Source organism: Streptomyces adelaidensis (assembly GCF_016598475.1).
GTDB lineage: Bacteria > Actinomycetota > Actinomycetes > Streptomycetales > Streptomycetaceae > Streptomyces > Streptomyces adelaidensis.
Map to the genome: position 1 here is coordinate 100,352 of NZ_JAEMUX010000009.1, position 26,270 is coordinate 126,621.

General features: G+C 68.6%; 23 protein-coding genes and 1 pseudogene. 16 read left to right on the forward strand and 8 right to left on the reverse strand.

Translation table 11 applies throughout. The features are described from left to right. Positions 1-64: 64 nt before the first annotated feature. From I8N67_RS07460 to I8N67_RS07495, 8 genes are all read left to right on the forward strand, one after another. A complete protein-coding gene (locus tag I8N67_RS07460; RefSeq protein ID WP_200301790.1) occupies positions 65-1,330 on the forward strand; it encodes an ABC transporter substrate-binding protein in 1,266 nt (421 codons plus the stop codon). Between the two features lie 20 nt (positions 1,331-1,350). Continuing rightward, positions 1,351-2,316 carry a carbohydrate ABC transporter permease gene (locus tag I8N67_RS07465; RefSeq protein ID WP_200301791.1) on the forward strand — a complete coding sequence of 322 codons (966 nt, stop codon included), beginning with the start codon at positions 1,351-1,353 and terminating at the stop codon, positions 2,314-2,316. Then, positions 2,313-3,212, forward strand: coding sequence for a carbohydrate ABC transporter permease (locus I8N67_RS07470; protein WP_307835172.1), 900 nt, complete (start codon positions 2,313-2,315; stop codon positions 3,210-3,212). Before I8N67_RS07465 ends, I8N67_RS07470 begins: the two co-directional genes overlap by 4 nt. Before the next feature lie 18 nt (positions 3,213-3,230). Then, positions 3,231-6,107 (forward strand): glycoside hydrolase family 2 TIM barrel-domain containing protein, encoded by a 2,877-nt coding sequence (locus I8N67_RS07475; protein ID WP_200301792.1) that lies wholly within the window; start codon positions 3,231-3,233, stop codon positions 6,105-6,107. Between the two features lie 153 nt (positions 6,108-6,260). Further along, positions 6,261-7,346: a glycoside hydrolase family 10 protein gene (locus I8N67_RS07480; RefSeq protein WP_200301793.1), complete on the forward strand. Its 1,086-nt coding sequence runs from the start codon at positions 6,261-6,263 to the stop codon at positions 7,344-7,346. Between the two features lie 204 nt (positions 7,347-7,550). Beyond that, positions 7,551-8,870: a jacalin-like lectin gene (locus I8N67_RS07485; protein WP_200301794.1), complete on the forward strand. Its 1,320-nt coding sequence runs from the start codon at positions 7,551-7,553 to the stop codon at positions 8,868-8,870. An 86-nt stretch (positions 8,871-8,956) separates the two neighbouring features. Continuing rightward, a complete protein-coding gene (locus I8N67_RS07490) occupies positions 8,957-9,538 on the forward strand; it encodes a TetR/AcrR family transcriptional regulator (protein WP_200301795.1) in 582 nt (193 codons plus the stop codon). Positions 9,539-9,608: 70 nt separating this feature from the next. After that, positions 9,609-11,012 (forward strand): hypothetical protein, encoded by a 1,404-nt coding sequence (locus I8N67_RS07495; protein ID WP_200301796.1) that lies wholly within the window; start codon positions 9,609-9,611, stop codon positions 11,010-11,012. On the opposite strand, the gene I8N67_RS07500 is transcribed toward I8N67_RS07495, so the two are convergent. Both I8N67_RS07500 and I8N67_RS07505 read right to left on the reverse strand, forming a co-directional pair. Further along, a complete protein-coding gene (locus I8N67_RS07500) occupies positions 10,957-12,732 on the reverse strand; it encodes a DUF2264 domain-containing protein (RefSeq protein ID WP_200301797.1) in 1,776 nt (591 codons plus the stop codon). The two genes, I8N67_RS07495 and I8N67_RS07500, sit on opposite strands and share 56 nt — an antisense overlap. Before the next feature lie 75 nt (positions 12,733-12,807). After that, positions 12,808-13,851 (reverse strand): rhamnogalacturonan acetylesterase, encoded by a 1,044-nt coding sequence (locus tag I8N67_RS07505; RefSeq protein WP_200301798.1) that lies wholly within the window; start codon positions 13,849-13,851, stop codon positions 12,808-12,810. Between the two features lie 190 nt (positions 13,852-14,041). Between I8N67_RS07505 and I8N67_RS07510 the strand changes: the two genes are divergently transcribed. After that, on the forward strand, positions 14,042-15,757 hold the full coding sequence (locus I8N67_RS07510) for a rhamnogalacturonan lyase B N-terminal domain-containing protein (RefSeq protein WP_372443658.1): 1,716 nt from the start codon (positions 14,042-14,044) through the stop codon (positions 15,755-15,757). A 15-nt stretch (positions 15,758-15,772) separates the two neighbouring features. On the opposite strand, the pseudogene I8N67_RS07515 reads toward I8N67_RS07510, so the two are convergent. Continuing rightward, positions 15,773-15,889 (reverse strand): annotated as a pseudogene (locus tag I8N67_RS07515) (RICIN domain-containing protein); the annotation flags it as partial. 173 nt (positions 15,890-16,062) lie between these two features. Here I8N67_RS07515 and I8N67_RS07520 point away from each other — a divergent pair. The 4 genes from I8N67_RS07520 (at position 16,063) to I8N67_RS07535 (ending at position 19,612) form a co-directional block, all read left to right on the forward strand. Beyond that, positions 16,063-17,142, forward strand: coding sequence for a tyrosine-type recombinase/integrase (locus tag I8N67_RS07520; protein ID WP_200301799.1), 1,080 nt, complete (start codon positions 16,063-16,065; stop codon positions 17,140-17,142). Beyond that, on the forward strand, positions 17,139-17,468 hold the full coding sequence (locus tag I8N67_RS07525) for a helix-turn-helix domain-containing protein (RefSeq protein WP_200301800.1): 330 nt from the start codon (positions 17,139-17,141) through the stop codon (positions 17,466-17,468). The genes I8N67_RS07520 and I8N67_RS07525 overlap by 4 nt, the downstream gene beginning before the upstream one ends. Before the next feature lie 973 nt (positions 17,469-18,441). Continuing rightward, positions 18,442-19,083: a hypothetical protein gene (locus I8N67_RS42380; RefSeq protein ID WP_234045262.1), complete on the forward strand. Its 642-nt coding sequence runs from the start codon at positions 18,442-18,444 to the stop codon at positions 19,081-19,083. A 13-nt stretch (positions 19,084-19,096) separates the two neighbouring features. Next, positions 19,097-19,612, forward strand: a complete 516-nt coding sequence (locus tag I8N67_RS07535; RefSeq protein ID WP_234045264.1) for a GNAT family N-acetyltransferase — start codon at positions 19,097-19,099, stop codon at positions 19,610-19,612. A gap of 219 nt (positions 19,613-19,831) precedes the next feature. On the opposite strand, the gene I8N67_RS07540 is transcribed toward I8N67_RS07535, so the two are convergent. From I8N67_RS07540 to I8N67_RS07550, 3 genes are all read right to left on the reverse strand, one after another. Then, positions 19,832-20,998 (reverse strand): IS630 family transposase, encoded by a 1,167-nt coding sequence (locus I8N67_RS07540; protein ID WP_307835173.1) that lies wholly within the window; start codon positions 20,996-20,998, stop codon positions 19,832-19,834. Between the two features lie 208 nt (positions 20,999-21,206). Further along, complete coding sequence (locus I8N67_RS07545; protein WP_307835174.1) at positions 21,207-21,860, reverse strand: hypothetical protein; 654 nt, start codon at positions 21,858-21,860, stop codon at positions 21,207-21,209. A gap of 40 nt (positions 21,861-21,900) precedes the next feature. Next, entirely contained in the window at positions 21,901-22,974 is a 1,074-nt protein-coding gene (locus I8N67_RS07550) for a DNA polymerase III subunit beta family protein (RefSeq protein WP_200301801.1), read from the reverse strand. Between the two features lie 322 nt (positions 22,975-23,296). Here I8N67_RS07550 and I8N67_RS07555 point away from each other — a divergent pair, with 322 nt between their 5' ends. Further along, on the forward strand, positions 23,297-23,713 hold the full coding sequence (locus I8N67_RS07555) for a hypothetical protein (RefSeq protein WP_200301802.1): 417 nt from the start codon (positions 23,297-23,299) through the stop codon (positions 23,711-23,713). Between the two features lie 196 nt (positions 23,714-23,909). On the opposite strand, the gene I8N67_RS07560 is transcribed toward I8N67_RS07555, so the two are convergent. Both I8N67_RS07560 and I8N67_RS07565 read right to left on the reverse strand, forming a co-directional pair. Beyond that, positions 23,910-24,131, reverse strand: coding sequence for a DUF397 domain-containing protein (locus I8N67_RS07560; RefSeq protein ID WP_200301803.1), 222 nt, complete (start codon positions 24,129-24,131; stop codon positions 23,910-23,912). Continuing rightward, the gene (locus I8N67_RS07565) at positions 24,128-24,991 is read right to left on the reverse strand and encodes a DUF5753 domain-containing protein (protein ID WP_200301804.1); all 864 of its coding nucleotides are present in this window, start codon (positions 24,989-24,991) and stop codon (positions 24,128-24,130) included. The genes I8N67_RS07560 and I8N67_RS07565 overlap by 4 nt, the downstream gene beginning before the upstream one ends. Before the next feature lie 243 nt (positions 24,992-25,234). On the opposite strand from I8N67_RS07565, the gene I8N67_RS07570 reads away from it, so the two are divergent. Further along, positions 25,235-25,684, forward strand: coding sequence for an ATP-binding protein (locus I8N67_RS07570; protein WP_200301805.1), 450 nt, complete (start codon positions 25,235-25,237; stop codon positions 25,682-25,684). Beyond that, positions 25,681-26,145, forward strand: a complete 465-nt coding sequence (locus I8N67_RS07575) for a hypothetical protein (protein WP_200301806.1) — start codon at positions 25,681-25,683, stop codon at positions 26,143-26,145. The genes I8N67_RS07570 and I8N67_RS07575 overlap by 4 nt, the downstream gene beginning before the upstream one ends. The last annotated feature ends 125 nt before the right edge of the window (positions 26,146-26,270 follow it).

Genomic DNA, 26,270 nt, shown 5'->3' on the forward strand with positions numbered 1-26,270 from the left:
ACTGAGCCGCAGAGCCATCAAGAGGCGCAGAGCCGCAGCCGTACTACAAGACAAGGACGTCACTATGTCGGCATTGAGCAACAGCAACTGGGACCGCCGCTCCGTCATGCGCGCCGCCATGGGCCTGGCCGCCGCCGGCGGACTCGCCGCGTGCGGCGGCAACACCGGAAGAAGCAACGCGTCCGGTTCGGGCGTGAACCTCACCCAGTACTTCCACGCGTACGGCGAGGCCGGGACCGAGCAGGCCATCAAGAAGTACGCGAAGGCCTACGACAAGGCCAACGTGACCACACAGTGGATCACCAGCGCCGACTTCGAGAGCAAGCTCTTCGCGACGCTGCTCACCGACAACGCGCCCGACCTCTTCGAGTTCCACCCGCAGATCCAGATGATCAGGAGCGGCCAGGTGGCGGACCTGACCGACATCGTCGAGCCGGTCAAGGACGACTTCAACCCGGCGGACATCCAGTCGCACACGGTGGACGGGAAGATATACGGCGTCCGGATGATCGACGACCCGCAGTTCTTCTTCTACCGCAAGTCGATGTTCGAGAAGGCGGGCGTCGAGGTCCCGACCACGCTGGACGAGCTGATGGAGGCCGCCGCCAAGCTCACCACCAGCAAGGTCAAGGGCCTGTACCTGGGCAACGACCTGCACAACGTCATCCACCCGATGATCTGGTCGGCGGGCGCCGACACCCTGAACGAGAAGAACGAGATCGCCTACCACACGGACGGCGTCATCGAGGGCATCAAGAAGATGCGCAAGCTGTTCACCAGCGGCGACCTTCTCCTCGGCGCCCCGACCGAATCCTGGGACCCCTCCTCGCTCAACCAGGGCCTGTGTGCCATCCAGTTCTGCGGAATGTGGGCGATGCCGGGGATCCAGGACGCGCTCGGCGACGACTGGGGGGTCTTCCCCTTCCCGAAGACCATCGACTCCGGCAAGCAGTCGGTCTACAACGGCGGCTGGTCGATGTTCGTCAACGCCAAGAGCGAGAACGTCGAGGCGGCCAAGGAGTACGTGAAGTGGCTGTGGATCGACCAGAAGGAGTACCAGGAGGACTGGGCCACCTCCTACGGCTTCCACATCCCGCCGCGCACCTCGCTCGCCGAGTCCGCGACCAAGCTCAAGTCGGGCAACGCCGCTGAGGGCGTCAGGCTCTTCAACGAGTTCGGGCACTTCGACAACATCGGCTGGACCCAGGCCATGATCACCTCCCTCGAGGACGTCTTCGCCAACTCCGTCCGCAAGGACATGGACCCCGAGGCCGCCCTCGACAAGGCCGACGCGGCCGTCAACCGCGAGCTCAAGAAGCTGTTCGGATAGATCGCAGGACGGACCGCGACATGTCGACGACCAAGACGCGCGACCTCGCGCGCCCCGCCCCGGCGAAGGCCTCACCGGCCAAGCCGCGGCGGGGTCTGCGGGGCAGCCCCACCTTCAACTTCTGGCTCTTCACCGGGCCGTTCCTCATCGGCCTGACGATCTTCGTCTACGCCCCGATCCTCTGGAGCCTCTGGCTCAGCTTCTTCGAGGCCCGCTTCACCGTCACTCCCGACAAGTTCGTCGGGTTCGAGAACTACACGTACATGCTGACGAACGACGACTTCGTCGGCTCGCTCGTCACCTTCACCGTCTTCGCCGCGTTCATCGTGCCGACCACCTGGGCGCTCTCGCTGGGCCTGGCGCTGCTGGTGAACCGGCTGCGCTTCATGCGGGCGTTCTTCCGTTCGGTGTTCTTCCTGCCCACCGCGTGCAGTTATGTGGCCGCCTCGCTGATCTGGAAGATGTCCATCTTCAGCGGGGTCCGCTTCGGCCTGATGAACACGGTCCTGGGCTGGTTCGGGATCGAGAACATCGCCTGGCTGGCCGACCCCAATCCGCCCTGGTACTGGCTGGTCATCGTGACCGCCCGGCTGTGGCTGCAGGCCGGCTTCTACATGATCCTGTTCATAGCCGCGCTGCAGAACATCCCGGACGAGCTGTACGAGGCCGCCTCCATCGACGGCGCCAAGCCGGGCTGGCAGACCTTCTGGTACATCACCCTGCCGCAGCTGCGAGCCACCTCCACCGCGGTGATCCTGCTGCTACTCGTCGCCGCTTATCAGGCCTTCGACGAGTTCTTCAACCTCTTGTCGAAGACCACGTGGGGGCGCCCGCCCCTCGTCGAGCTGTACTACAAGGCACTGGGCGAGAGCCAGGACTACGGCGCCGGCAGCGCGGGTGCCGTGATCCTGACCGTATTGATCTGTGCCGTGACACTGCTCCAGGGCAAGATCATGGGCTTCGGAAGGGGGGAGGAGTCCAAGTGACCACCACCATGCCCGAGGTGCGGGAATCCGCACCTCCGTCAGGCAAGCCAGTCCGCGTCAAGCGCGGCGGCGGGGGCGTGATGAGCTCCACCGGGCTCTACATCGCCACCGGTGTCGCCACCTTCCTCTTCCTGGTCCCGTTCTACCTGCTGGTCCGCAACGCCCTCTCCACGGACGCCGAGATCACCGGAGAGAACTGGAAGTTCTTCCCCACCGACATCCAGTGGGGCAACATCGGCGAGCTGTTCAGCGACGAGACGGTGCCCTTCGCCCAGTCCCTGTGGAACTCGGCGGTCGTGGCCACCCTGCACACCGTGGGCGTCCTGCTGGTGTGCTCCCTCGCGGGCTACGGTCTCGCCCGCATCCCGTACAAGCACGCCAACAAGGTGTTCTACGCCGTTCTGGGCACCCTGATGGTCCCGACCGCCGTCACCTTCGTGCCGAGCTTCGTGCTGGTCTCGTCGCTCGGCTGGGTGGACACCTACCGGGGTCTCATCATTCCGGGCCTCTTCAGTGGTTTCACCTGCTTCCTCTTCCGGCAGTACTTCCTGGGGTTCCCCAAGGAGCTGGAGGAGGCGGCGCGCGTGGACGGACTGGGCTACTGGGGCGCGTACTGGCGCATCGTGGTGCCCAACTCGCTGAACTTCTTCGCGGCGATGGCGACGATCACCTTCATCCAGGGCTGGAACTCCTTCCTGTGGCCGCTGGTCATCGGTCAGGACCCGGGCTCGTGGACCGTCCAGGTCGCGCTCTCCAACTACATGACCAACCAGACCGTCGTCTTCCACATGATCTTCATGGCCACCGCCTTTTCGATCCTGCCCCTGGTGTTCGTGTTCCTGTTCCTCCAGCGCTGGCTGGTGCAGGGCATCGCGCAGACTGGCATCAAGGGCTAGGAACCAGCAAGGAGACCGATGTCTTTCCGCACCACAACGGCCACCGACTACGTCGAGGACGTCTCGCCGGGCAGCGGGGCTCTGCCACCCCGCGCCTGGTACGCGTCCTCCGACGCCAAGTCCCTGTCGCTGAACGGCAGCTGGCGTTTCCGGCTGTCCCCCACCGCCGACGCCGAGGACGACTCGTTCGCGGCCGAGGGGTACGACGCCGGGGGCTGGGCCGAGGTGGCCGTGCCGGGGCACTGGGTGCTGCAGGGCGACGGCGCCTTCGGGGCGCCGATCTACACCAACCACCTGTACCCGTTCCCGGTGGACCCGCCCCGGGTGCCGACGGAGAACCCGACCGGCGACCATCTGCGGTACTTCGACCTGCCGGACGCCTGGCCCGCCCTTTCCGAGGGCGGGGCGGTGCTGCGCTTCGACGGCGTGGAGAGTTGCGCCCGGGTGTGGCTGAACGGCACGGAGATCGGCGAGTTCAAGGGCTCCCGGCTGCCGCACGAGTTCGCGGTCGGGCAGCTGCTGAAGCCGGCCGGGAACGTGCTCGCGGTCCGGGTCCACCAGTGGTCGGCGGGCTCCTACCTGGAGGACCAGGACCAGTGGTGGCTGCCCGGCATCTTCCGGGACGTCACCCTGCTGCACCGCCCGGCGGACAGCGCCCTCGACTTCTTCGTGCACGCCTCGTACGACCATGTCGGCGGTGTCGGGACCCTGCGCGTCGACTCCGATGTCGACGGGCGGGTCCTCATGCCCGCCCTGGACATCGATGTCGCGACGGGCGAGCCGGTGACCGTGCCGGTCGAGCCGTGGACGGCCGAGACCCCTCGGCTGTACGACGGTGAGCTGGTCACGGCGGGCGAGCGGGTCCCGCTGCGGATCGGCTTCCGCACGGTCGTGCTTCAGGACGGCCTGCTGAAGGTCAACGGCAAGGCGATCCTCTTCAAGGGCGTCAACCGCCACGAGTGGCACCCTACGATGGGCCGCGCCCTCGACCTGGAGACCATGCGCGCGGACGTGCTGCTGATGAAGCGGCACAACCTCAACGCGGTGCGCACCTCGCACTACCCGCCGCACCCCGCCTTCCTCGACCTGTGCGACGAGTACGGCCTCTGGGTGATCGACGAGTGCGACCTGGAGACCCACGGCTTCACCGAGCAGAACTGGCGGGACAACCCCGTCGACGACGACCGCTGGACCCCGGCCCTCCTGGACCGCGCGGCCCGCATGGTCGAGCGCGACAAGAACCACCCCTCGGTGGTCATCTGGTCCCTCGGCAACGAGGCCGGCACCGGCCGCGGCCTGACCGCCATGGCCGAGTGGATCCACGGCCGCGACAGCTCCCGCCTCGTCCACTACGAGGGCGACTGGGACTGCCGCGACACCGACATCTACTCCCGTATGTACGCCGACCACGCCGAGACCGAGCGCATCGGCCAGGGCCTGGACGGCGGCACCCACAAGCGGCGCGCGCTGCCCTTCATCCAGTGCGAGTACGGCCACGCCATGGGCAACGGCCCCGGCGGGATCGCCGACTACCAGCGGATCTTCGAGGCGCACGACCGCATCCAGGGCGGCTTCATCTGGGAGTGGATCGACCACGGCGTCACCCACCCCGAGCTGGGCTACGCCTACGGCGGCGACTTCGGCGAGGAGCTGCACGACGGCAACTTCGTCTGCGACGGCCTGATCTTCCCGGACCGGACGCCCTCCCCCGGCCTGATCGAGTTCAAGAAGGTCATCGAGCCGGTCCGCATCGACGGCGACGGCTCGGCCGGGACCGTACGGGTGCGCAACGCGTACGACTTCGCCGACCTCTCCGCGCTCGCCTTCGAGTGGTCCTACCAGGTCGACGGCGAGACCATCGAGGCGGGCACCCTGTCGGTGCCCGCGCTGAAGCCCGGCGAGTCGGCCGAGCTGAAGCTGCCGCAGCCGCCGTCCGGCGGACCGGCCGGCGAGGCGCTGTGGACCGTACGGGCGCTGCTGGCCGAGGACACGGCGTGGGGCAAGAAGGACCATGTGGTGGCATGGGGCCAACTGCCGGTGTTGGAGCGGCCGTTGCCGACCGTCGTCCCGGGTGACGGGCCGACGGCGAGCGAGAAGCTGATCCACCTCGGCCCGGCCTCCTTCGACATCCGCACGGGCGCGTTGAAGACCATCGGTGGCGTCGACGTGACCGGGCTGCGCCTGGATGCGTGGCGGGCGCCGACCGACAACGACGACGGCGCGTCCTGGCAGGACGACACGCGCTACGGCGTGCTGTGGCGCAAGTACGGCCTCCACCGTATGCAACACCGCCTGGACGGCGTGGAGTTGGGCGAGGACGCGCTGACCGTACGGACCCGGGTGGCGCCGGCCGCCTGGGAGGTCGGCCTCAGCACCGTGTATCGGTGGACCTCCGACGGGACCCGGCTCAAGCTGACCGTGTCCGTGACCCCGGAGGGCGACTGGACCGTCCCGCTGCCCCGGCTCGGCATCCGCTTCGGGCTGCCGTCCGCGGACGAGGTGAAGTGGTACGGCGGCGGCCCCGGCGAGGGCTACCCGGACACCAGGTCGGCGTCCATGGTGAGCCGTTGGCACTCCACGGTCGACGAGCTGCAGACCCCCTACGTCCGGCCGCAGGAGAACGGGGCGCGGCCCGACGTCCGCTGGGCGGAGCTCGGCGGGCTGCGCGTCGACGGCGACCCGGAGTTCTGGTTCACCGCGCGGCGCTGGACGAGCGAACAGCTCGACGCCGCCGCGCATCTGACGGACCTTCAGGCCGGGGACACGGTGTGGGTCAACCTCGACCACGGGCAGATGGGCATCGGCTCCCAGTCCTGCGGACCGGGCGCCCTGCCGCAGTACCACCTGCTCGCCGGGCCGGCGGAGTTCTCGTTCGTGTTCTCGGCGACCGGCTGACGGGCCACGGGTGACGCGCTGACGGGTTGACGCGCCGACCGACCGGGCGCGCGAGGGTTGTCGTACGGCAACCCTCGCGCGCCCGGCGGCGACGGAGGGGTGAGACACCGCATCCGCACCCACCCCCACCCCTTCGCCTCGCGAGGAGTCGCCGTGCTGAACCGCACCCCCCACCCGTCGCGTCACCGCCGCCGTCGCGCCCCGCGTCCGCTTCTCGCCGCCGCCGCACTGCTGGCCGCCGGAGTCGTGGCGCTCCCCCAGCTCACCCCCGACGCCGAGGCGGCGACCACGCTGCGCGGTTACGCCGACGGGCGTGGCGTGAGGATAGGCGCGGCGGTCGCCGACGGGCCGTTGCAGAGCGAGTCGGCGTACACGACCGTGCTGGACCGGGAGTTCAACTCGGTCACCGCCGAGAACGCGATGAAGTGGGACGCGCTGGAGCCGAGCCGGGGCTCGTACAACTGGGCCGCGGCGGACCGGCTGGTCAACCACGCGACCTCGCACAGCCAGGGCGTACGCGGCCACACGCTCACCTGGTACGCGCAGCTGCCGTCCTGGCTGAAGAACGGCAACTTCACGGCGGCCCAGCTGAACACGATCCTGCAGAACCACATCAACACGACGGTCGGCCGCTACAAGGGCCGGATCTACGCGTGGGACGTCGTCAACGAGGCGTTCGACGAGGACGGTTCGATGCGCGCCTCGCTGTGGCAGAACGGTCTCGGCACCGCCCATATCGCCAACTCGCTGCGCTGGGCGCACGCGGCCGACCCGAGCGCCAAGCTGTACATCAACGACTACAACATCGAGGCGGACAACGCCAAGAGCGACGCCCTGTACGCCCTGGCCCAGCAACTCCTCGCCCAGGGCGTGCCGTTGCACGGCATCGGCTTCCAGTCCCACTTCGTTCTGGGCGGGGTGCCCAGCACGATGAAGGCCAACCTGAAGCGCTTCTCCGACCTCGGCCTCGAGGTCTCCCTCACCGAGCTGGACATCCGCGTCCCGCTCCCCGCCTCCACCGCCGAACTGGCCCAGCAGTCCACGGACTACAAGACGGCCAGCGAGAACTGTCTGGGCGTCCCGCGCTGCGCCGGGGTCACCACCTGGGGGCTCACGGACAAGCACTCGTGGGTGCCGGGCACATTCAGCGGATACGGGGCCGCCCTGCCGTACAACGAGAGCTATGCGGCGAAGCCGGCGTACACGGGGTTGTCGAACGGGCTGAACCCGAACGCCTGACCGGGCCGCAGAGCCGATTCCCGAGCCGTGTCCGCGAGCACCACGCGGGCACGGCTCCTCTCGTGCGCAACCTCGATCGAACGACCTCTGCATTCACTGTTTCCCCAGCTGACCTTTCCCGTCACACTGGTTGCCACAGGACATGAGCACTGTTCAATTCCCCCTGGTTTTCCCTTCGTTCCCCTCCCCCGACCGGAGACCCCCATGAGAAGACTCCTCGGCACCCTCGCGGCCGGCGCGCTGGCCGTCACCGGCCTCGCCACCACCGGCGCGACGCCCGCGGCGGCCGCCACCAGCGGCACGTTCAACGTGCTGACGTACAACGTCGCGGGCCTCCCGGAGGGGCTGAGCTCCGGCAACCCGGAGACGAACACCCCGCTGATATCGCCGCGCCTCGGGGCGTACGACATCATCAATGTGCAGGAGGACTTCAACTACCACGCGGCGCTGTACGCGGGCGACAACCACGCGTACCGCACGGCGACCAGCGGTGGTGTGCCCTTCGGGGACGGTCTCAACACGCTGTCGGACTACGCGTTCGAGGACTTCGAGCGGGTGAAGTGGAACGACTGCACCGGCACCAACTGCCTCACCCCGAAGGGCTTCTCGCTGGCCCGGGTCCGGCTCGACGAGGGCGTCTTCGTCGACCTCTACAACGTGCACACCAACGCCGACTCGGACGACGCGGCGCTGGCCGCCCGGCGCGCCAACGTCGAGCAGCTCTCGGACTTCATCCAGGCGAACTCCGCGGGCAACGCGGTGATCGTCATGGGTGACACCAACACCCGCTACACACGCACCGGCGACAACATCCGCACGCTCGTCGACGAGAACGGCCTCACGGACCCGTGGGTGCAGCTGATCAAGGGCGGCACCGCGCCGGCCCTCGGCAGCGACGCGCTGGTGTGCCCGACGACGGCCCCGACCAACGACTGCGAGGTCGTGGACAAGGTCTTCTACCGGGACAGCAAGGTGGTGGACCTGACCGGCAGCCGTTACAACAACGAGTGGGCGAAATTCCTCGACTCGGCGGGCGCCAACCTCTCCGACCACTTCCCGCACACTGTCGACTTCTCCTGGAAGCTCGACTCGGGGCTCCGGGCCAGCGACTTCTTCGGCGGCCCGCACGGCACGGCGTACAACGACGCGGACAACCTCCCCTCGACGGTGTCACCCCGCACCCTGACCCTGCGCGGCGCCTCCCGCCTCGACGCGGTCTCGCTCACCCACGACGGCGGTACGACGCTGACCCACGGCGGTACGGGCGGCACGGCGGCCTCCCTCACCCTGGCCTCCGGCGAGCACCTCACCTCCGTGAAGCTGACCCAGGGCCAGAAGGACAGCCGCACCCGGATCTTCTCCGCGTCCTTCGCCACCGACAAGGGCCGCACCCTCTCCTCCGGCACCGCCACCTCCGACACCAAGACGTTTACCGCCCCGTCCGGCTGGCAGATCGTCGGGTTCACCGGCCGCGCGGGCGACGAGATCGACAAGCTGGGCGTGGTGTACGCGCCGATCGGCTGACCTGCGGTCACACGGCCTGGCGGACCTTTGATCACCGGGCGGTAGCCTGGTCACTCGGGGTCTCAGAGGTGAAGAAGGTGGTCTCCATGGCCCGTGCCGGGCTCACCGTCGACCGGGTCGTGGAGGGCGGGGCCGAGCTCGCGGACGAGATCGGGTTCGAGAAGGTCACCCTGTCCGCGCTGGCGCGGCGTTTCGGGGTGAAGGACGCGAGTCTGTACTCGCACGTCAAAAACCTCCAGGACCTGCGGACGCGGGTCGCGCTGCTGGCGGGCGGCGAGCTGATCGACCGGATCGCGGAGGCCGTGGCCGGCCGGGCGGGCAAGGACGCGCTGATCGCCTTCGCCGGTGCCTACCGGGCGTACGCCCTGGAGCGGCCCGGCCGGTACGCGGCCACGCAGATCCGTATCGACCAGGACCTCGTCGCCGGCTCCCCCGGCTTCCGCCGCACCGCCGAGATCACCTACGGCATGCTCCGCGCCTACGGCCTGGAGGAACCCGACCTCACCGATGCCGTACGCCTGCTGCGCGGCACCTTCCACGGCTACTGCGTGCTGGAGGCGGCGGGCGGCTTCGGCGCGTCGCGGGACGTGGGGGCGTCCTGGGACCGGGCGGTGGAGGCCCTGCATGTGGCGTTGGAGCACTGGCCCCGGGCCGAGCCCTCGAAGTGAGTGGTGGCTGAGCCTGAGTGAGTGAGGAGCTCGGCGGCAACCTTTCCCCCACCTGTGGCAACCACAGGACATGACATCCGCAACACCCCCTTCCTCGGCCCCTTCCGCCCCCTCCAGACACCGTCGGCGACACCTCGCGCGTAAGCCCGTCGTGGGTTCGCTCGTGGCGGCGTCCCTGTTGGCGGGCGCCTGGTACGCGACCGCCGGGGCGGCGCCCACGACCACCGCGGCCGCCGCGCTGAGCGTCACGAACACGACGGTGAGCCTGGCCGCGAAGTTCCCCTATCTCTCGGCGGGTTACAACAACAGCCGGGAGTGGACGCGGACGGCGACAGCCGTGGCCCCGAACGGCACGCTGCGGGTCGCCTGGCCCGCCTCGGACGGCATCCACGTCACCCCGCTGACCTCGGCCGGGAAGCGGTCCGGCGCCGACACGGTCGTCAAGGGGACGAAGGAGGTCGGTGGTCTTGTCGCGCACAACGACGGGTTCGCGCTGCTGACCCGGGTCGCCGACACGAACAAGTGGAAGGAGACCGCCGCCGCGATCGTCCGCTACCAGAACGGCAAGCAGACCTGGCGGACCAAGCTCACCGGCACCTCCTCGAACGACACGGCGCCGCTGCTCGACGGCCAGCTGGCCTGGAACGGCAAGAAGTACGGCGCCTACTTCGTCGTGCACGGTGCGGGCGGCTTCGCCGACGGCCACTTCGGCGACAAGCTGTCGTACGTCGATCCCAAGGGCAAGAAGCTCGGCGGCGGCTGGGGCTGGGGCTGCTCCCACAACGAGGGCATCGCGCTGCGCGCCGAGACCAGCGGGAACTTCACCTCCCTCTGCTTCGACGACTGGCGTTCGGGGCTCTTCGTCTCGACCGGCATAGCCGCCCCCGACAACGCGCCCGTCGTGCAGCGCGAGCAGTGCTGGGCGGGCTACTGCGGCGGCACCTTCGCGGGCCGCACCGGCGACCTCGTGAAGTCGTCCACCGGCCGCTACGCCACCGCGTTCGCCTCGCGCGGTGCCGCCTCCGCCAAGAAGAACCCGGACGACTCCAGCGGCCGGGGCTGGACGGTCAAGCCGAAGACGAGCACCCACCAGGTCGCCGTCGCGTTCCTCAAGAACCGCGACACGCCGTCGGGCAAGCCGGTCTACCTGACCAGCGCCAAGGGCACCGAGCACGTCAACGTCCGCGTCGCCCCGTACGGCAAGAACCGGCTCCTCGTCTCCTACGAGACCTTGAAGAACGCCAAGTGCGCCAGCGGCACCTGCACCGGCACCCACTTCCGCCTCGTCGACTGGAACGGCAAGCTCCAGGGCGCCGACAAGGTCGTCGAGGCCCGCATCAGCGGTGACATCGCGGTCCTGAAGGACGGGACGCTGACCTGGGCCTACGCGCCGGTGACCCCGTCGTACACGACCGCCCTCAACGGGGCGTCGCCGACGACGAAGACGCTGAAGATCGCCCGGCTGACGCCCTGAGGTCCACCGAGTCGAGCCCTCCGTCCGTGAGCCGGACCCGCACCTCGGGCCCACCGGTCCAGTGGACGTGGAGTTCGCCGCTCGCCTCCAGCGTTACGGACACCGCCTCCTCCAGGGGGACGGTGTCCGGCTCGGCGGTGAGGCGGGCGAGGGCGACGAAGAGCGCGCCCTCGGACGTCGTTCCGCAGAGGGCACCCTCGGGTGCCGCTCCGGTGTGCTCGTCGGTGAGACCGACCGCCGGCCGGAGTTCGGCCCGGACGCCGTCCCGCGCCGCCCATCCGGTCACCCGCACCGGGGTGCCGGGCTCCGCGCCGGTCACGAGATGCGCCCGCACCTCCGCCGCGCCGTGCGCGAGCACGAGGCTCGTCACCCGCACTCCCCCGCCCGCCGTGTGGCGGGACGCCACCCACCCCTCGCCCACCCCCAGCGGCTCGATGTCGGTACGGCTCGCGTCGCCGTCGACGATCACGCTGTTGTCGTACGACTGAGGGGCCTCCGCCAGGGGCACGGGCTCCGTCACCGTCGAGTAGGCGAGCCGGGTGTAGAAGGGGTCGTAGCGGACGTCCTCGCTGCCGTGGTTGTGGAGGCGGACGACGCCGTCCGAACTCGTCGACTGGAGAAGCCAGTTGGGAGGTCCGACCGGGCGCAACTCGTCGCCCCGCTCCACCGGCGCCGGCTCTTCCGTCGCCGTCCACACCTCGTGGTCCGGCGGCAGCAACAGGCCGAGGAAGCCCTTGCTGGCCCAGTAGGGGGAGGCCGGGCCCGAATAGCCCTGCAGGACGGCGGGGTTCGGGCCGTGCCAGCCGAGGGACAGCAGGCCCCGGCCGTCGACCGCGCCCCGGTCGAGGAAGTACTTGAGCGCGCCCGACGCCAGCCGCCTCGTCTCGCCCGGCGACAGTGGCGTACGGCCGGTGAGGGCGCCCAGCCACAGCGGGACCGTGGTCGCGAAGCGGTAGGTGAGGGAGCGGCCCTGGTGCAGGGGGGCGCCGTCGCCGCCGAACAGGCGGGCGTAGTCAGCGAGATGGGTCGAGAGCCGGCCGCCGTAGAGGTCCAGCAGGCGTTCGTCGTCGGCCAGCCAGGCGTGCAGCACCGGATAGAGGTGCATGGCCCAGCCGTTGTAGTAGTCGAACTTGCGGCCGTCGCCGTCGGTGTACCAGCCGTCGCCCACGTACCACTGCTCGATACGGTCGAGGCGCTGGTCGATCACCCGGCGCGCCAACTCCGGTTCGTGGCCGATCGCTTCGAGGAAACCGCCGACCGTCACCGGGAACAACTCCCAGTTGCAGGGCCAGGGTTCGGCGGTGAGCGCGTCGCCGAGCCAGACCGCCGCGCGCTGGCGGACGCCGTCGTCAAGCCGGTCCCAGAGCGCTTCCCGGGTCACGCGGAGCGCGAAGGCGATCGACGCGGCCTCCACCAGTGGCTGGCTGCGGTCCTCGATGCGGGGCCAGACGCCCGAGACACCGGCCGCGAGGCCGTCGGCGTAGCGCGCGAGCGCCTTCTCGTCGCGGCGGAAGGCGGCCAGCAGCAGCGTACGGGCGTATCCCTCCAGTCCGTCCGAGACCGTGCCCGACCAGCTCGCGCGGTCGCCGGGCAGGTGGTACAGGGCGCCGTCGGCGGTGGCGTACGGCTCCACGGCGGCCAGCAGCGAGTCCGCGGCGGCCTCCCAGTGGGCGCGGGTGTAGCCGGTGTACGGGCTGAGGGTGCGGTCCTCGGGGGGCATGCCGTAACGCTCTCTGTCTCGTCGATGTGGTTCGAACCTGGGGCGCCCCGGTTCCGGTCGGGGCGCCCCAGGGGCTCATCCCACCCTGGTCCTGCCCTCCGGCACCAGACCCTGGGCGACGAGTTCGTCGCGGACGAGGCCGGCGTAGACGGTCGCGCCGTGCACGGAGGTGTGGGTGTTGTCGCGCTTCTCGTTGTAGAGGTAGAGCGCCTTGGAGCCCTCGGTGCCCAGGGACTCGACCAGTGCCTTCGTCCGGGCAGTGAGGTCGATCAGGGGCACGTCGTGGGCGGCGGCGACCGAGCGGGTGACCGCCGGGTGGTCGACGCCGAGACCGTTGACCAGGAGGGCCGTGTTGTTGTTCAGGGTGCCGTCCGCGTTGAACCAGCGGCGGACGATCGGGGTGACCAGGACCGGCTTCCCGCGCTTCTCCCGGACGCCCGCGACCAGCGCTTCGAGGTTGGCGCGGTAGGTCGCCTCGTCGGTCTGCTTGTCGTTGTGGGCCAGCTGGATCAGGACCAGGTCGCCGGGGTGGATCTTCGGCTGGACGGTGGCCCACAGCCGGGCGTCGGCGAGGTAGGACACCGTGCTCTCGCCGGAGTCGGCGTGATTGGCGACCGAGACGCCCTTGCGGAGGTACTGCGGGAGCTGCTGGCCCCAGCCGGAGTAAGGGTCGCCGGGCTGGTCGCAGACCGTGGAGTCGCCGACGAGGAGGATCTGCCGGGCCCGCTTCGCGAGGGTCACGCGGATGTCGGCGAGGGCGGGCGCCGAGCCGCCTATGGCGAGGTCGAGGCCGGGGGTGCCGTCGGCGGCGGTCGGCTCGCCCTCGGGGGTGCGGACGTCGACGGTGAAGCTGCGGGAGACGGGCGCGCCCGCCGCTGTGACCGTCTCGGGCAGGAGTGTGCGGCGCGTCTCGCCGGTGATCGCGGTGCTCCCGGCCGTCTCGCCGCCGAGGCGGACGGTCACGTCGTACGTGCCGACGGGGACGTCGAAGTGGCAGGCGTTCGCGGCGCAGTTCTCCAGACCGAGCGCGGGGCGGCCCTGGTGGGCCTGGGCCGGTACGGCCGACAGCACGGTGCCCAGGGTCGCCGCCGTCAGCACGGCGACGGTGAAACGTCTCATTGCGGCTACCTCCCGAGGATGACAAGACCCGGCGGCAGGACCGTACATCGTTTGGCAAGCGCTTTCTAGATGTCGGATCACTTTCACAAGATTGCCAACTTCCCCCCACCGAAAGCCCTTTCGCGAAATCGATTCAACTGTCACCCTTCCGAATCACCCGCACTCCCCCCACATCCCGAGGAGGACCCCCATGTCCGAATCCATCGACAGACCGGCCGTGCCGGCCACACCCGCCATGCCCTCGGTGCCGGCCCTGGGCCGTCGTGGCTTCGTCGTCGGCACCGCGGCCACCGCCGTGGGCGCCGCCCTCGCCGGGCCGCTGGCCGGCACGGCCCGCGCCGCCGCGTTCGGCTACAGCGACGACGGCACCAACTACGTGATCGACACCGGCGCGAACCTCGTCTTCAAGGTCAAAAAGAGCAACGGCGACCTGTCCTCGATCGTCTACCGGGGCACGGAGTACCAGGGCTACGGCGGCATGAACTCGCACATCGAGTCCGGCCTCGGCAGCTCCACCGTCACCATCAGGCAGTCCGGCTCGACGATCCTCGTCTCCGTCACCTACGGCACGCTCAGGCACTACTACGCGGCCCGCAGCGGCGAGAACAACATCTACGTGTGGACCAACAAGGCCGACACCTCGGTCTCGGCGACCCGCTTCATCCTGCGGGTGAAGGCCGGCCTGTTCCTCAACGACGAGCCCGACTCGTACACGTACACGAACAGCACCATCGAGGCCTCGGACGTGTTCAGGAAGTCCGACGGCCAGACCCGCTCCAAGCACTACTCGAAGCTGCGGGTCATGGACTACAACTACGTCGGCTGGTCGGCGAACGGCGTCGGCCTGTGGGTGGTGCGCAGCAACCACGAGAAGGCCTCCGGCGGCCCCTTCTACCGCTCCCTGCTGCGCCACCAGAGCGCCGACGGCGGCGGCCTCTACGAGATCCTGTACTACGGCCAGAACCAGACCGAGGCGCAGCGGTTCGGCCTCCAGGGCCCGTACGTCATCGCCCTCACGGACGGCGGGGCGCCCTCCTCGTCGCTGTTCCCGGGCACGCTGACCACCGCGTGGGCGGACTCGCTCGGCCTGTCCGGGTACGTCGCCGCGGGCGGCCGGGGCCGGGTCGCGGGCGTCGGGATCACCGGCCGCAACACGTCGTACGCGTACACGGTGGGGCTCGCCAACTCGGCGGCCCAGTACTGGGGTTCGGCACGTTCGTCGGACGGCTACTTCTCCATCTCGGGGGTGCTTCCGGGGTCGTACACGCTGACCGTCTTCAAGGGCGAGCTGGCGGTGTACACGACCTCGGTGACGGTCACGGCGGGCGGTACGACGACGCTCAACTCGATCGCGATCCCGTCGTCGAACGACCCGTCCAACGCGGGCGTGATCTGGCGGATCAACGACTGGAACGGCACACCGAGCGGCTTCAAGAACGCCGACCTGATGACGTACGCGCATCCGTCGGACGCCCGGGCCGCCTCCTGGACCGGCAATGTGGTGATCGGCAGTGGCACCGAGACCTCCGCCTTCCCCTGCTACCTCTGGAAGGACGTCAACAGCGGTCTGCTGGTCTACTTCCGGCTGACCGCGGCGCAGGCCGCCGCCGCGCACACCCTGCGGATCGGTGTGACGACGGCCTACGCCAACGGCCGGCCGCAGGTCGCCGTCAACAGCTGGACCTCGGCCATCCCCTCCCCGCCCACCCAGCCGAACACCCGGTCACTGACCAACGGGTCCTACCGGGGCAACAACCACACGTTCACCTACAGCGTCCCGGCGTCCGCCTGGCTGACGGACACCAGTCAGTACAACGTGCTGAGGATCGACGTGGTGAGCGGGTCGGGGGCGGCCTCCTATCTCAGTGCGGGTACGGCGATCGACGCTATCGATTTGCTGCCGTGACGAGCTGAATGTGCGTCAGGTTTCGTGTGTCCACTGCTGGTTCGTACCGCTGTTGCACGTGTACGTGATGACGGCGGCACCCTCGGCGGTGGACGCGCCGTTCACGTCCAGGCACTCGCCGGTCGCGCGGGAGTGTGCGACATCCCGTGAGTTCCCCTGAGCTCTGCTGACTCCCTGGGCCCGTGGCCGGGGGGTTCTTCCTCCTTCGTGTGCTCTGGTGGCCTGTGACGTAACTTCGGGATTCCTGAAGCGTTCTCATCTCGTCCGACCGATCTGCCGTCGGACCGAAGGCGAGGAGGCTCGGGTTGGCGGCACTGGCAGTCGTACGGGACCTGCGTGAGCACTGGGCGCCCGCGTCGGCGGAGGAACTGGAGCGGTTCGAGACCGACGTGCTGTCCGGGTTCGTTCTCGCGCGGGCCTCGGCAGGGCTGGCGGACGGCACGATCCGCGGGGACGTCGGGCATCTGGAGCAGATCAGGTCCTGGTTCGGCCGGCCGCTGTGGGACATGGAGCCCGCCGACGCGGACGTGTACTTCGGGAAGGTGCTGCGGCACTCGCCCAGCGGCACCCGGCTGGGCCGGTCGCAGGCGCTGAGCACGTACTTCATGTTCCTGGAGTTGCGGCACAAGGTCGAGCTCCACCGGATGACCGGCCGGGTCGTCGAGTGCCCGGTCGACGAGATGAACCGGCCGCGCGGGGCCAAGGATGCCCAGTTGCGGATCCCTCCGAGTGAGGCGGAGATCGGGACGCTGTTCACGGGCTGGGGCGGCGAGCTGGCGACCTGCCGGAAGTTCGCCCCCACCGCCCGTAACTACACCGCCTCGAAGCTGATGTCCCAGGTCGGCCTGCGGGTGAGCGAGGCATGCGGCCTCGACCTGGACGACATCAAGTGGGACCTGGGCCGCTTCGGCAAGCTCCACGTCCGCCACGGCAAAGGCGCCCGCGGCTCGGGGCCGCGCGAGCGGATGGTGCCGCTGATCAACGGCGCCGACCGGACACTGCGGTGGTTCATCGAGGACGTGTGGGGCCAGTTCGACGACGACCACACCCGGCCCGGTGCCCCGCTGTTCCCGAGCGAGCGGAAGAACACCGATGGCTCCGCCCGCCGGGTCGGCGACGACGCCCTGCGCAACGGTCTCGACAACGCCGTCGAGGCTCATCTGCCGGGCTGGACGGACAAGTTGACGCCGCACGTCCTGCGGCATTTCTGCGCGTCCCAGCTCTATGGGAACGGGCTGGACCTGCTCGCGATCCAGGAGGTTTTGGGACATTCCTGGATTGCCACCACGATGCGGTATATCCACGTGCAGCAGACCCGGGTCGAGGACGCCTGGGTCGCCGGGATGGAACGGGCCGCGAAGCGGCTGGAAGGACTGGCCCGATGAGGTGGAACCTGCGGCTGACCGCCGCGAACAAGGGTATCTGGAAGGCGTCCGAGCTCCAGCGGAGCCTGGCCGAGCACGGCTTGGTGATCTCGGCTGGGAAGATGTCCGGGCTGTGGTCCGGCCAGCCGGTCTCCCTCAAGTTGGACGACCTGGACGTCATCTGCGTCGTGCTGGGCTGCGAGATCGGCGACCTGCTGATCCCGGAACCGCAGAAGGTCACCCGCCCCGGCGAGGAGAACACCAGCCGGACCGCTGTCGGTGCCGCCGCACCGGTTCCGGCGGTGGTGCCCAAGCGTCGCGACGGCCGGTCGCTGCCGCCTGCATGAGCCGGTATCCGAAGGGCTACTACAAGCCCACCGACTCCTGCGACGGCTGCCTGGCCTGGGGCGACTTCAGCGGACGGCTCTGCCCGACCTGCTACATGTTCGGCCGCAGCCACGCGACGGCCGTCTGCGCCGGCTGCCGCCGTGTCCAGCCGCTGAAGTGGGATTTCTGTCGTCTGTGCTGGTGCCAGGCCCGGCTGGGCGCCCAGGCCGCTGTCGACCGGCTGGCCGCGGAGGCCGATGTGAGGGCCCGCCTCAACGCGGTCCGGCACCATCAGCTGTTCTTCATGGGCATGCACCACCGCAACGGATCGGCACTCGCCCCTCGGCGGCGCGGCGGACGGCGGGGCGCCCCTCGCAAGCCACCGCCCGCGCCGGCCTGGCGGCCGAATGCCGATTGGAGACAGCTGCCGCTGTTCGGACAGGTCCCGCGCGACTACGGCCGCCTCGACCCCTCCGGCGTTGACTTGACCAGCCCCTGGCTGACCTGGGCGAAGTACCTCGCTCACCGGTTCGCCGAGGCACGGGGCTGGGGACGCAACATCCGCTTCGCCGTCAACCGCGGCCTGGCCCTTGTCCTCACCGGGTACGTCGAGGGCGACGCCATCCGGCACAGCGAGATCTTCACCCCGCTCCGGTCCCGCGACCTCCCGGTCGGCCACGTCATCACGGTCCTGGAGGAGATGGCAATCTTCGAGGACGACAGCGAACCCTCCTTCGAGGGCTGGCTCGCCGAGCGTCTGGAGGGTCTCGCACCCGGCATCCGCTCGGAGGCCGAGCGCTGGACCCGCGTCCTGCGTGACGGTGGCCCCCGCAGCCTCCCGCGACGGGAAGGCACGGTCTGGCTCTACCTCAACCGTGTCCGGCCGGCCCTGCTGGAATGGTCGGACCGCTATGACCACCTGCGGGAAGTGACCCGCGACGACGTCCGGCCTACATCAAGACACTGCACGGCCACCAGCGGCGTGACCAACTCGTGGCCCTGCGCTCGCTGTTCTCCTGGGCCAAGCGGAATGGGCTGCTTTTCCGCAACCCGACCAGCCGGATCAAGGTCGGCCAGTACGAGTACGGCGTGCTCCAGCCGCTGGTCCCCGCCCAGGTCGGCCGGTCCGTCGCGGCGGCCACCACCCCGGCAACACGACTCATCCTCGCCCTCGCCGCGGTGCACGCCGCCCGGGTCGCCCAGATCGGCATGCTCATGCTCGACGACGTCGACCTCGGCAACCGACGGCTGACCATCGCCGGACGCGTCCGCCCGCTCGACGACCTCACCCTGAAACTGCTGCTGGACTGGCTCGGCCACCGGCGAGACCGGTGGCCGAGCACCGCGAACCTCCATCTGCTGATCAACAACCAGACCGCCACCAAGACCAGCCGCGCCAGCAACCACTGGATCAGCGCCTCGATGCGCGGCCAGGACGCGACACTGGAGCGGCTCCGCGTCGACCGGCAACTCGAAGAGGCCCTGACCCACGGGCCCGATCCGCTTCACCTCGCCGAGGTGTTCGGGCTCGACGAGAAGACCGCAATGCGCTACGCGGACTCCGCACGGGCACTACTGGAACAGGCAGCCGAGCACTCGGCATCGCCCTCGGGAAAAGAACTTGGCCCGGATTGAAGGGACTTGAAGAATGACGGCCATGCAGACTCGACAGGCATGGCCTGATGACGCATCAGCGGTAGCCGGTGTTTACGTGCGCTCCTGGCAGGCGGCCTTTGCCGGTCTTGTCCCCCAGCACTACCTCGACGCCATGGACCCAAGCCGCGAAGAGTCCGAGTGGAAGACACGCATCGCGGAGACACGATGGCCGTTGTCGGGAGTACTGGTAGCCGAAACCGAGGCGGGGATCGTCGGATTCGCAGGTTTCGGCCCGTCTCAGGAGACCCCTGCCGTCGCGGAAATCGGCACGCTTTACGCGATGCCCGAGGTCTGGGGCACTGGGATCGGGAAGCACTTGATGCTGGCCACGTTGACGACTCTCCGACAGGCCGAGTACACGCAAGCCACCTTGTGGGTCCTGGAAGACAATCGTCGCGCCCGGCGCTTCTACGAAGCTGCCGGCTGGCGCGCAGACGGCGCAGCCGTTGAAGACACCACCGGTGGGGCTTCTCTCAACAAGTTGCGCTACCGCCGCCCTCTTGGCTAACCCGCTCGGCGTCTTGCCCGTCCAGGGGACCAGGAACGGCAAGGTCGCGAGTTGGCCTCGAACCCACGGAAGCAACTCCGCAGAACACGACGACGGACCCTTGAGTTCCCACCGAGAACCCTTCAGTTTGCGTGAACTCACGGGACTCACGAGGGCTGAGGAACATCCGTGTCAGATCGTGCGCTAAGTGGTCTGCGCCGTAAGTCCTTCGGGGGTTGATCATGCTTCCGGGGTGGCGGAGGATTCTTCTGGGTGATCGGCGGTGTGCCGGTCGAGTCTGGCCAGCAGATCGTCCAGGTCGGAGGTGGTGAACTTCCACTGGAACGGCTGTGCCGTGGCGTTGTAGCGGTCTTCGAAGGCTCGGAGCCGGTCCCCGACCTGGGCGAGGTCGGTGAAGTCGTTGGGCGAGACGACCTTGCGCTGGACGACGGAGAAGTAGATCTCCACTTGGTTCAACCACGAGGCGTGGACCGGGGTGTGGACCATGACCGCGTTCGGGAACGCACTGGTCAGCCGGTCGGCAGCCTTCTTGCCGCGGTGGGAGGAGCCGTTGTCGACGATCCAGAACACGCGTTCCGCGCTGGCGTACGGCTCCTGGGTCATGACCTGGGCGACCAGGTTCATGAACGGGTCGATGCCGGTCTTGGGTTCGGTGCGGCCGAACACTTTCGCGTGGTGGACGTCGTAGGCGGCGAGGTAGGCCAGGGCGCCGCCGCGGCCGTAGGTGTGGTTGACGCGCATAGCCCGGGCCTGGCCGGGGGCGAGGGTGGGGTGACAGCGGCAGCGGGCCTGGATGGAGGTCTTCTCGTCCGCGCTGATGACGTACTCGTCCGCGCCGAGCGGGACACCCTCGAACGTGCGGGCGTACAGGTCCAGAACACGCTGGGTCTTGACGCGGAAGTCCGGGTCGCGGATGAAGATCCAGGACCGGTACTGCCAGGGCTTGAGCGCGTCCTCGCGCAACCAGCGGCGCACCGTGGACGCGGAGACGGTCTCGGTGATCCCGCGCGCGGTCAGCTCGGCAGCCAACTCCGGGCACGACCAGCGCGCCAGCGGCACGCCGGTCTCGGCGGGTAACTGGCAGGCCAACGCTTTGGCCTCGGCGACCTGCACGGGGGTGAAACGGGCGGGGCGCCCGGAGCGCTTGCGGTCAGCCAGGGCCGGCAGCCCGCCGTAGGCGAACCGGCCGCGCCAGGTCCGGACCGTGTCCACGTGCAGGTGGGTCTCGGCGGCGATCCTGGCATTACTCCGGCCACGTGCCGCAAGGAGGACGACTGCGGCACGCTGCCGGGCTTGGTGTGGAGTCTTGTGCCCGTAAGCCATCTTCTTCAGCCGGTGGCGCTCGGCGGCGGTCAGCACCACCGCCACGGCAGCGCGTATGGCCACGTACCTGTCCCCCGGATCCTGCGGCAGGCTGATAAGCCTGAATGATTTCGACTGCCCCCGCTCTTCCTTCCACCTCGTTGGATCTACAAGGAGGCGGAAGGAAGAGAGGTAGTGACGGCCATCGTGATCGTTGAAGGTTCGTCGGCGCCCAGGAAGGCGGCCGGTGGCCTACGCTCGTGTCTCGCGTGTCACCGAGGATCGGGGGCGCTCACGCGGCGGACCGGACCTTGATCGCGTGGCTGAGGGCTGCCTGCTCTTCGTCGGGAAGGCGACGCTCGGCATGGAGCATGCGCAGGGCGGTGGTGACGCGTTCCTCGTCCTCGGATGTGCCGAGGCTGCCCATGTACGGGGGCAACAGCAGACTCAGGGCTTCGAGGTCCGTGCGTGCGCAGAGCGTGGTGAGGAGTTCACCGACAGGGTCTTCGTGCTGCTGTGGTGCGGGCCGGGCGGTGGCACGCAGTCCTGCGGCGATACGGTAGCGGAGCCATTGCTGGTGGGGGCCGGCTGGGACGTCGTCGATGTGCGTGGCGGCGGACTCGAAGTGTTCGCGGGCCTGTTCGATCTGGCCGAGGTCCCGGTGGGCCCGGGCCATGTTGCCGTGAAGTGAGGCGTAGAAGCCGCGGACACGATCGTCGCCGACCTTGTCGGCCCGGGTCAGGCACTCCTGGTTCCACCGCAGAGTCTCCTGCGGGGTCGGCTGGTGCCGGGCGAGGTAGTGCGCGGCGATGCAGGCGTCGTAGTCGTCCTCGGCCGCTTCCCAGGCTTGAAGGAACAGGTCCCGTGCTCGGGCATCTCGTCCTTCGGTCTCGGCCTGCATACCCTGCGCGCACAGCTGCACGACGATGTTCTCGGGGTCGGTCACGGTTCTCCTGAGGTGATGAGAGTGCGATGTTGAGGAAGAGTCAGCTGGAGGTGTCGAGGGCGACGGGCATGATCAGCGTGGTGAAGCTGCCCTGGTCTGCGGAACGCACCACGACAGGCCGATCTACGGCGGAAATCTCCAACAGAACGTCGGGCCCGACACTGGCCTCCAGCGCGGGGCCCAGGACGGCGGGGTCGAAACCGATCCGCTGGGGCAGGTCTCCATGGCAGACCGCCGGCAGGGTGACGGCGTCGGAGTGATCGGCAAGCGAGACGACCAGCTCGTCGTCCGCGAAACTCAGAGCGATGCGTGCAGCGTCTGCGTGGCTGTTGACCGCGTCACGCAGAGCCAGGCGATCCACGATCACGCGGTATTCCGGCGGGGCCAGAGCCGAGAGCATCTCGCGGTAGGCAGGGAACAGGTCATCGGTCGTCACCAGGACACGGCACTCTGCCGTACTGCGTGCGCGGGCGCCGTCCGGTCCGACCTGGATGGTGACCTCGTGGACTCGCGCCGCCCATTGCCCGAACTCGATCAGGTCAGCCGCGTGCACCAGCAGGCGGCAGGGCCCTCCGTCGAGTGCCGCCGGCCTCAGAACGCGCATCGACAGGCGATAGCGATCGGTAGCCACCAGACGCACCTCGCCGTCATCGATCTCGATGAGGACGCAACCCAGCGCAGGGAGTTCCACGTCGGAGGCCGCGGCCGGCACCACCTGGCGTACCGCACTGGCCAACTCCACGCCGCCGATCCGCGCTTCCGTCATGCTGCCGGCAGTCGAGAGGGAACGTAGAACCACGGCGATGGCGGCCTCGGCCGTTTGCGTCTGGTCCCGCATCCTCTCCAAGTGCCGTTCCAGCACCTCTCGGCCCTCGCGCTCGGGCCCGTCGAGCACCACGGTGACCTCAGCCAGTGGCAGTCCCGCTTCTCGCAGACTGCGCAGGAGGGCGGCACGGGCCTCCTGCGCAGGACTGTAGAAGCGGTATCCCGTCGCCCCATCAACCCACGCCGGCCGCAGAACGCGGCAGTCGTCGTAGAAACGCAGGGCGCTCGGAGCGAGACCGACCCGCCGCGCGAAGGCGCTGATGCTCAGTAGTTCCGTGGTGCCGTCCATGGCCCCGATTGTCGACGTTCATCCAACTTGAAGGTCAACTCGCCCTTCGGCCGGGTTCCGCGCCACCACTTGGCACGGGAGCTGCCTCAGCGTCAACCCCCGAAGGACTTCGAGAGCCGACCACTAAGCGTCCGTCAGCCCTGGTGGGCGGCTGACGGGACGTCGGCCGCGGGGCCGGTGTGAAGTTTTTTCACAGATATGTACCTGTCTTTGAAGTCCCCCGGTGGTGGATTCGCTTGGCTCAGATTCGAACGGACACCCATCGAGCTGGGTGCGATGGCTTCTGTAGCCTGCTGCCAGCTGTGTGTCGGGGGGAGCTGGCGTGGTGAACATCCTGTCTGTGGCCATCGGGGCTGGTTTCGGCCTCATAGGGGCCGTGTTCGGGTCTTGGTTCACTGCGCGCCGGCAGGACCGCATGTGGCTGCGCGAACAGAAGTTGAAAGCCGGGGTCGGCTTCAACACCGCCGTGGTCCAGCTCATCGACTACCTTCGGGAAACACGGCTGAGTGACGACGGTGCCGGGGCCAACGAACTCGCGGGCCGGATGCAGGAAGCCCGGTCAGCCCTCTACCTACTGTGCGCCGACGACACCGTCGATCTCGCCGACGCTCTCGCGCGTCGGGTCTGGAGCTCCCTGCCCAGCGAGGGCAGGGACGATCGCAGGACTGAGCACAGGGAAACGGAGGATCTGCTCCGCCGCTTCACCCACCAGCTCCGGCAAGAGATCGCCAGGACGTAGTCTCAGCCGGTTCTTCAACGGGAAGATCGGTGCAGACAGTGCGGTTTGAGCCGGTGCTGGCCGAGGAGATGACGCTGTCAGCGAGGACGATCAGTCCCGTGCGGCTTCTCGGGATTCGGGCCGGCCGCTCCGGCGGGCCGCACGACGGCGGCTCGCCCCCGAATGCCGCGGGGCGAGCCGTCGTTGCAGAGTTCCCCTACTCAAGACCGCCGAATCGACCCTCAGCCGCAGTGGAGACGAACGCGGAAAGCTGCCCACGGTTCACCAACAGCGCCGGTCCGTGCGGCCTCTTGCTGTCCCGTACAGCCACCGTCTCGGCATCGACGATGCCGCACTCGACGCACTGCGCCCCCGTGTCACTGTACGAGGACTTCCACCACGTCACGGGGAGGGCGGACGCGTCGCCAACAGAGTTCATGCGGTCTTCCTTATTGTCGTGACCAGTTCCGCCGACTCCTCGACCGAGAGCGCGGCAGATGTCAGCCGTTGCCAGGCGTCCCGGTGAGCGGCGACCCCGTTGCCGTCCTCGACGTACAGCGCCGAGGCCAACCCCTCGGTATGGACGACGTCGAGGTCAGCATGCGGGCCGAAACCCAGAATCGTGAAGCTGCCCAACTGGCCGACGTGAAGGGGTGCGTCCGAGGGGAGCACCTGAATGTTGACGTTCGGACGTTTCGCCATGGTGAGCAACCGGCCCAACTGCTCGTTCATCAGGCCCTCAGTCTTCGATGACGACCGTAGGGCGCCCTCGGCGATGATCGCCCACAGCGTGAGTGGGTCCTCGCGGGTGAGCACTGCCTGACGAGCGAGGCGCACCTCGACCAAGGCATCGACCCGCGCCTCAACCGCCTCAGACATCGCCGTGGCCCGGATGATCTCGCGGGCGTACTCAGCTGTGTGCAACAGGCCGGGAATCGCCCCTAGTTGCCACGACGAGACCGATTCGGCCTCGGCCTCAAGACTGATCAGATCCTCGTACACAGGGTTGAGGACGCCCCGATACGAGTGCCACCAACCACGCTGCGCACCCTCTTTGGTGAGGGTGAGCAGCGCGGCCCGTAGTTCGTCGCTCACCTCCCGGCCCAGCTCGATGTACAGATCGAGCAGAGCATCGACGTCCTTCTCTTTGGCCGGGCTCTTGGCCGTCTCGATCCTCGACAACTTCGAGGAGACGAACCGCCCTTCGGACTTCTCCGCGACCTCTTCGAGGGTGAGTTCACCCCGAAGTGCCTTCAGCTTGGCACCGAGGCGTCGGCGGCGCACTGTAGGCGCACTCACGTTCGTTCCCTCCCCTTCGACGATCCACGCAACAGTCTGCCGTGCCCCACATTCGCTGTCACCTGCCCACTCATCGCTCCACACCCCATCCCACTATCGTGTGCAATTTTCTATGCAATGACGACATGGCTTGCGCTGAAGAGAGTTGGGGGAGCAATCTGGTCGTGCTGAAATGCGAATGCGGCCGCAGGCATGCCGAGAGAGGCAGTGTGCGCTGCGGCGCTTACCCGTGAGGGGACGTGCATGATCGAACGACGGGCCACCGTGCCCGCCCGCTGCACACCAACCGTCGGCCCGCCTTCCATTCTGTTACTGCATGGCGTGCCTCAATCCGCCAGACATGCCCGCGAGTTCGTACGTGAGTTCATCGCGTACCACGTTCCGGGGGCGTCCGAGGACCACGTCGAGAACGCCATCCTGGCCGCCTCAGAGATGGTCACCAATGCCATCCGGTACGGCACCGAACCCGGCGACTCCCTTCGGGTGGAGATTCACGCCGACGACGTCCGGACGCGCATCGAGGTACACGACCCCGTTCGCCGCCGTCCCCGCTCCCTCCCCAAGTCGGACGAACGGGATCGCGGCCGGGGCTTGATCATCCTCGACGCCCTGTGCGGCCCCCACGGCGCAGGGTGGGGAGTCAAAGACATCCCACTCGGCAAAGCCGTGTGGGCGGAGGTCAAGGCGTCATGACCATACCCATCACCCCGGCGCCCCCCGGCGCCGGATTCGTCGCCGGGATCCGTCTCGCAACCGGCATCCACCAAACCGACGCGTTCACCGTGGCCAACCTGCTCGCGTTCCACGCTCCGCCCCGCCTGGCACACGAGACTGACGAGAGCATCCGCGAGAGCATGCGGTCCTTCGCCGCCGCGATGCACCTCGGTCCACACGACAACGAACCGCCGCACATCGGTCACCGCGTCCGCATACGGCGCGGTATGCCGTGGCTCAACTACGGCGACGACGAGTACCGCCTACGCGTACCCGCGGCGCGGTCGTGGCTCGACGTGGCCGCAAATGGCGGACCAATCCGCGTCCTGGTCCTGTTCGAACCCCTCACCCCCGGAGCCAACCAGCACCAGACCGCGGAACACTTGCGCGACTGCTACCAACACGGCGCGATGCGTTGGGGGACGACGTACCACGCCTGACTGAACAGCGAACGGGTCGCCCCGGGTTGACCGTCGGCATCGAGCCTGCAGGTCACCATCCGACACCACGGAACTGATCCGCGCTGCGACGCCAGACGGCCCTGATCCCTCGTGGTGAGGGATCA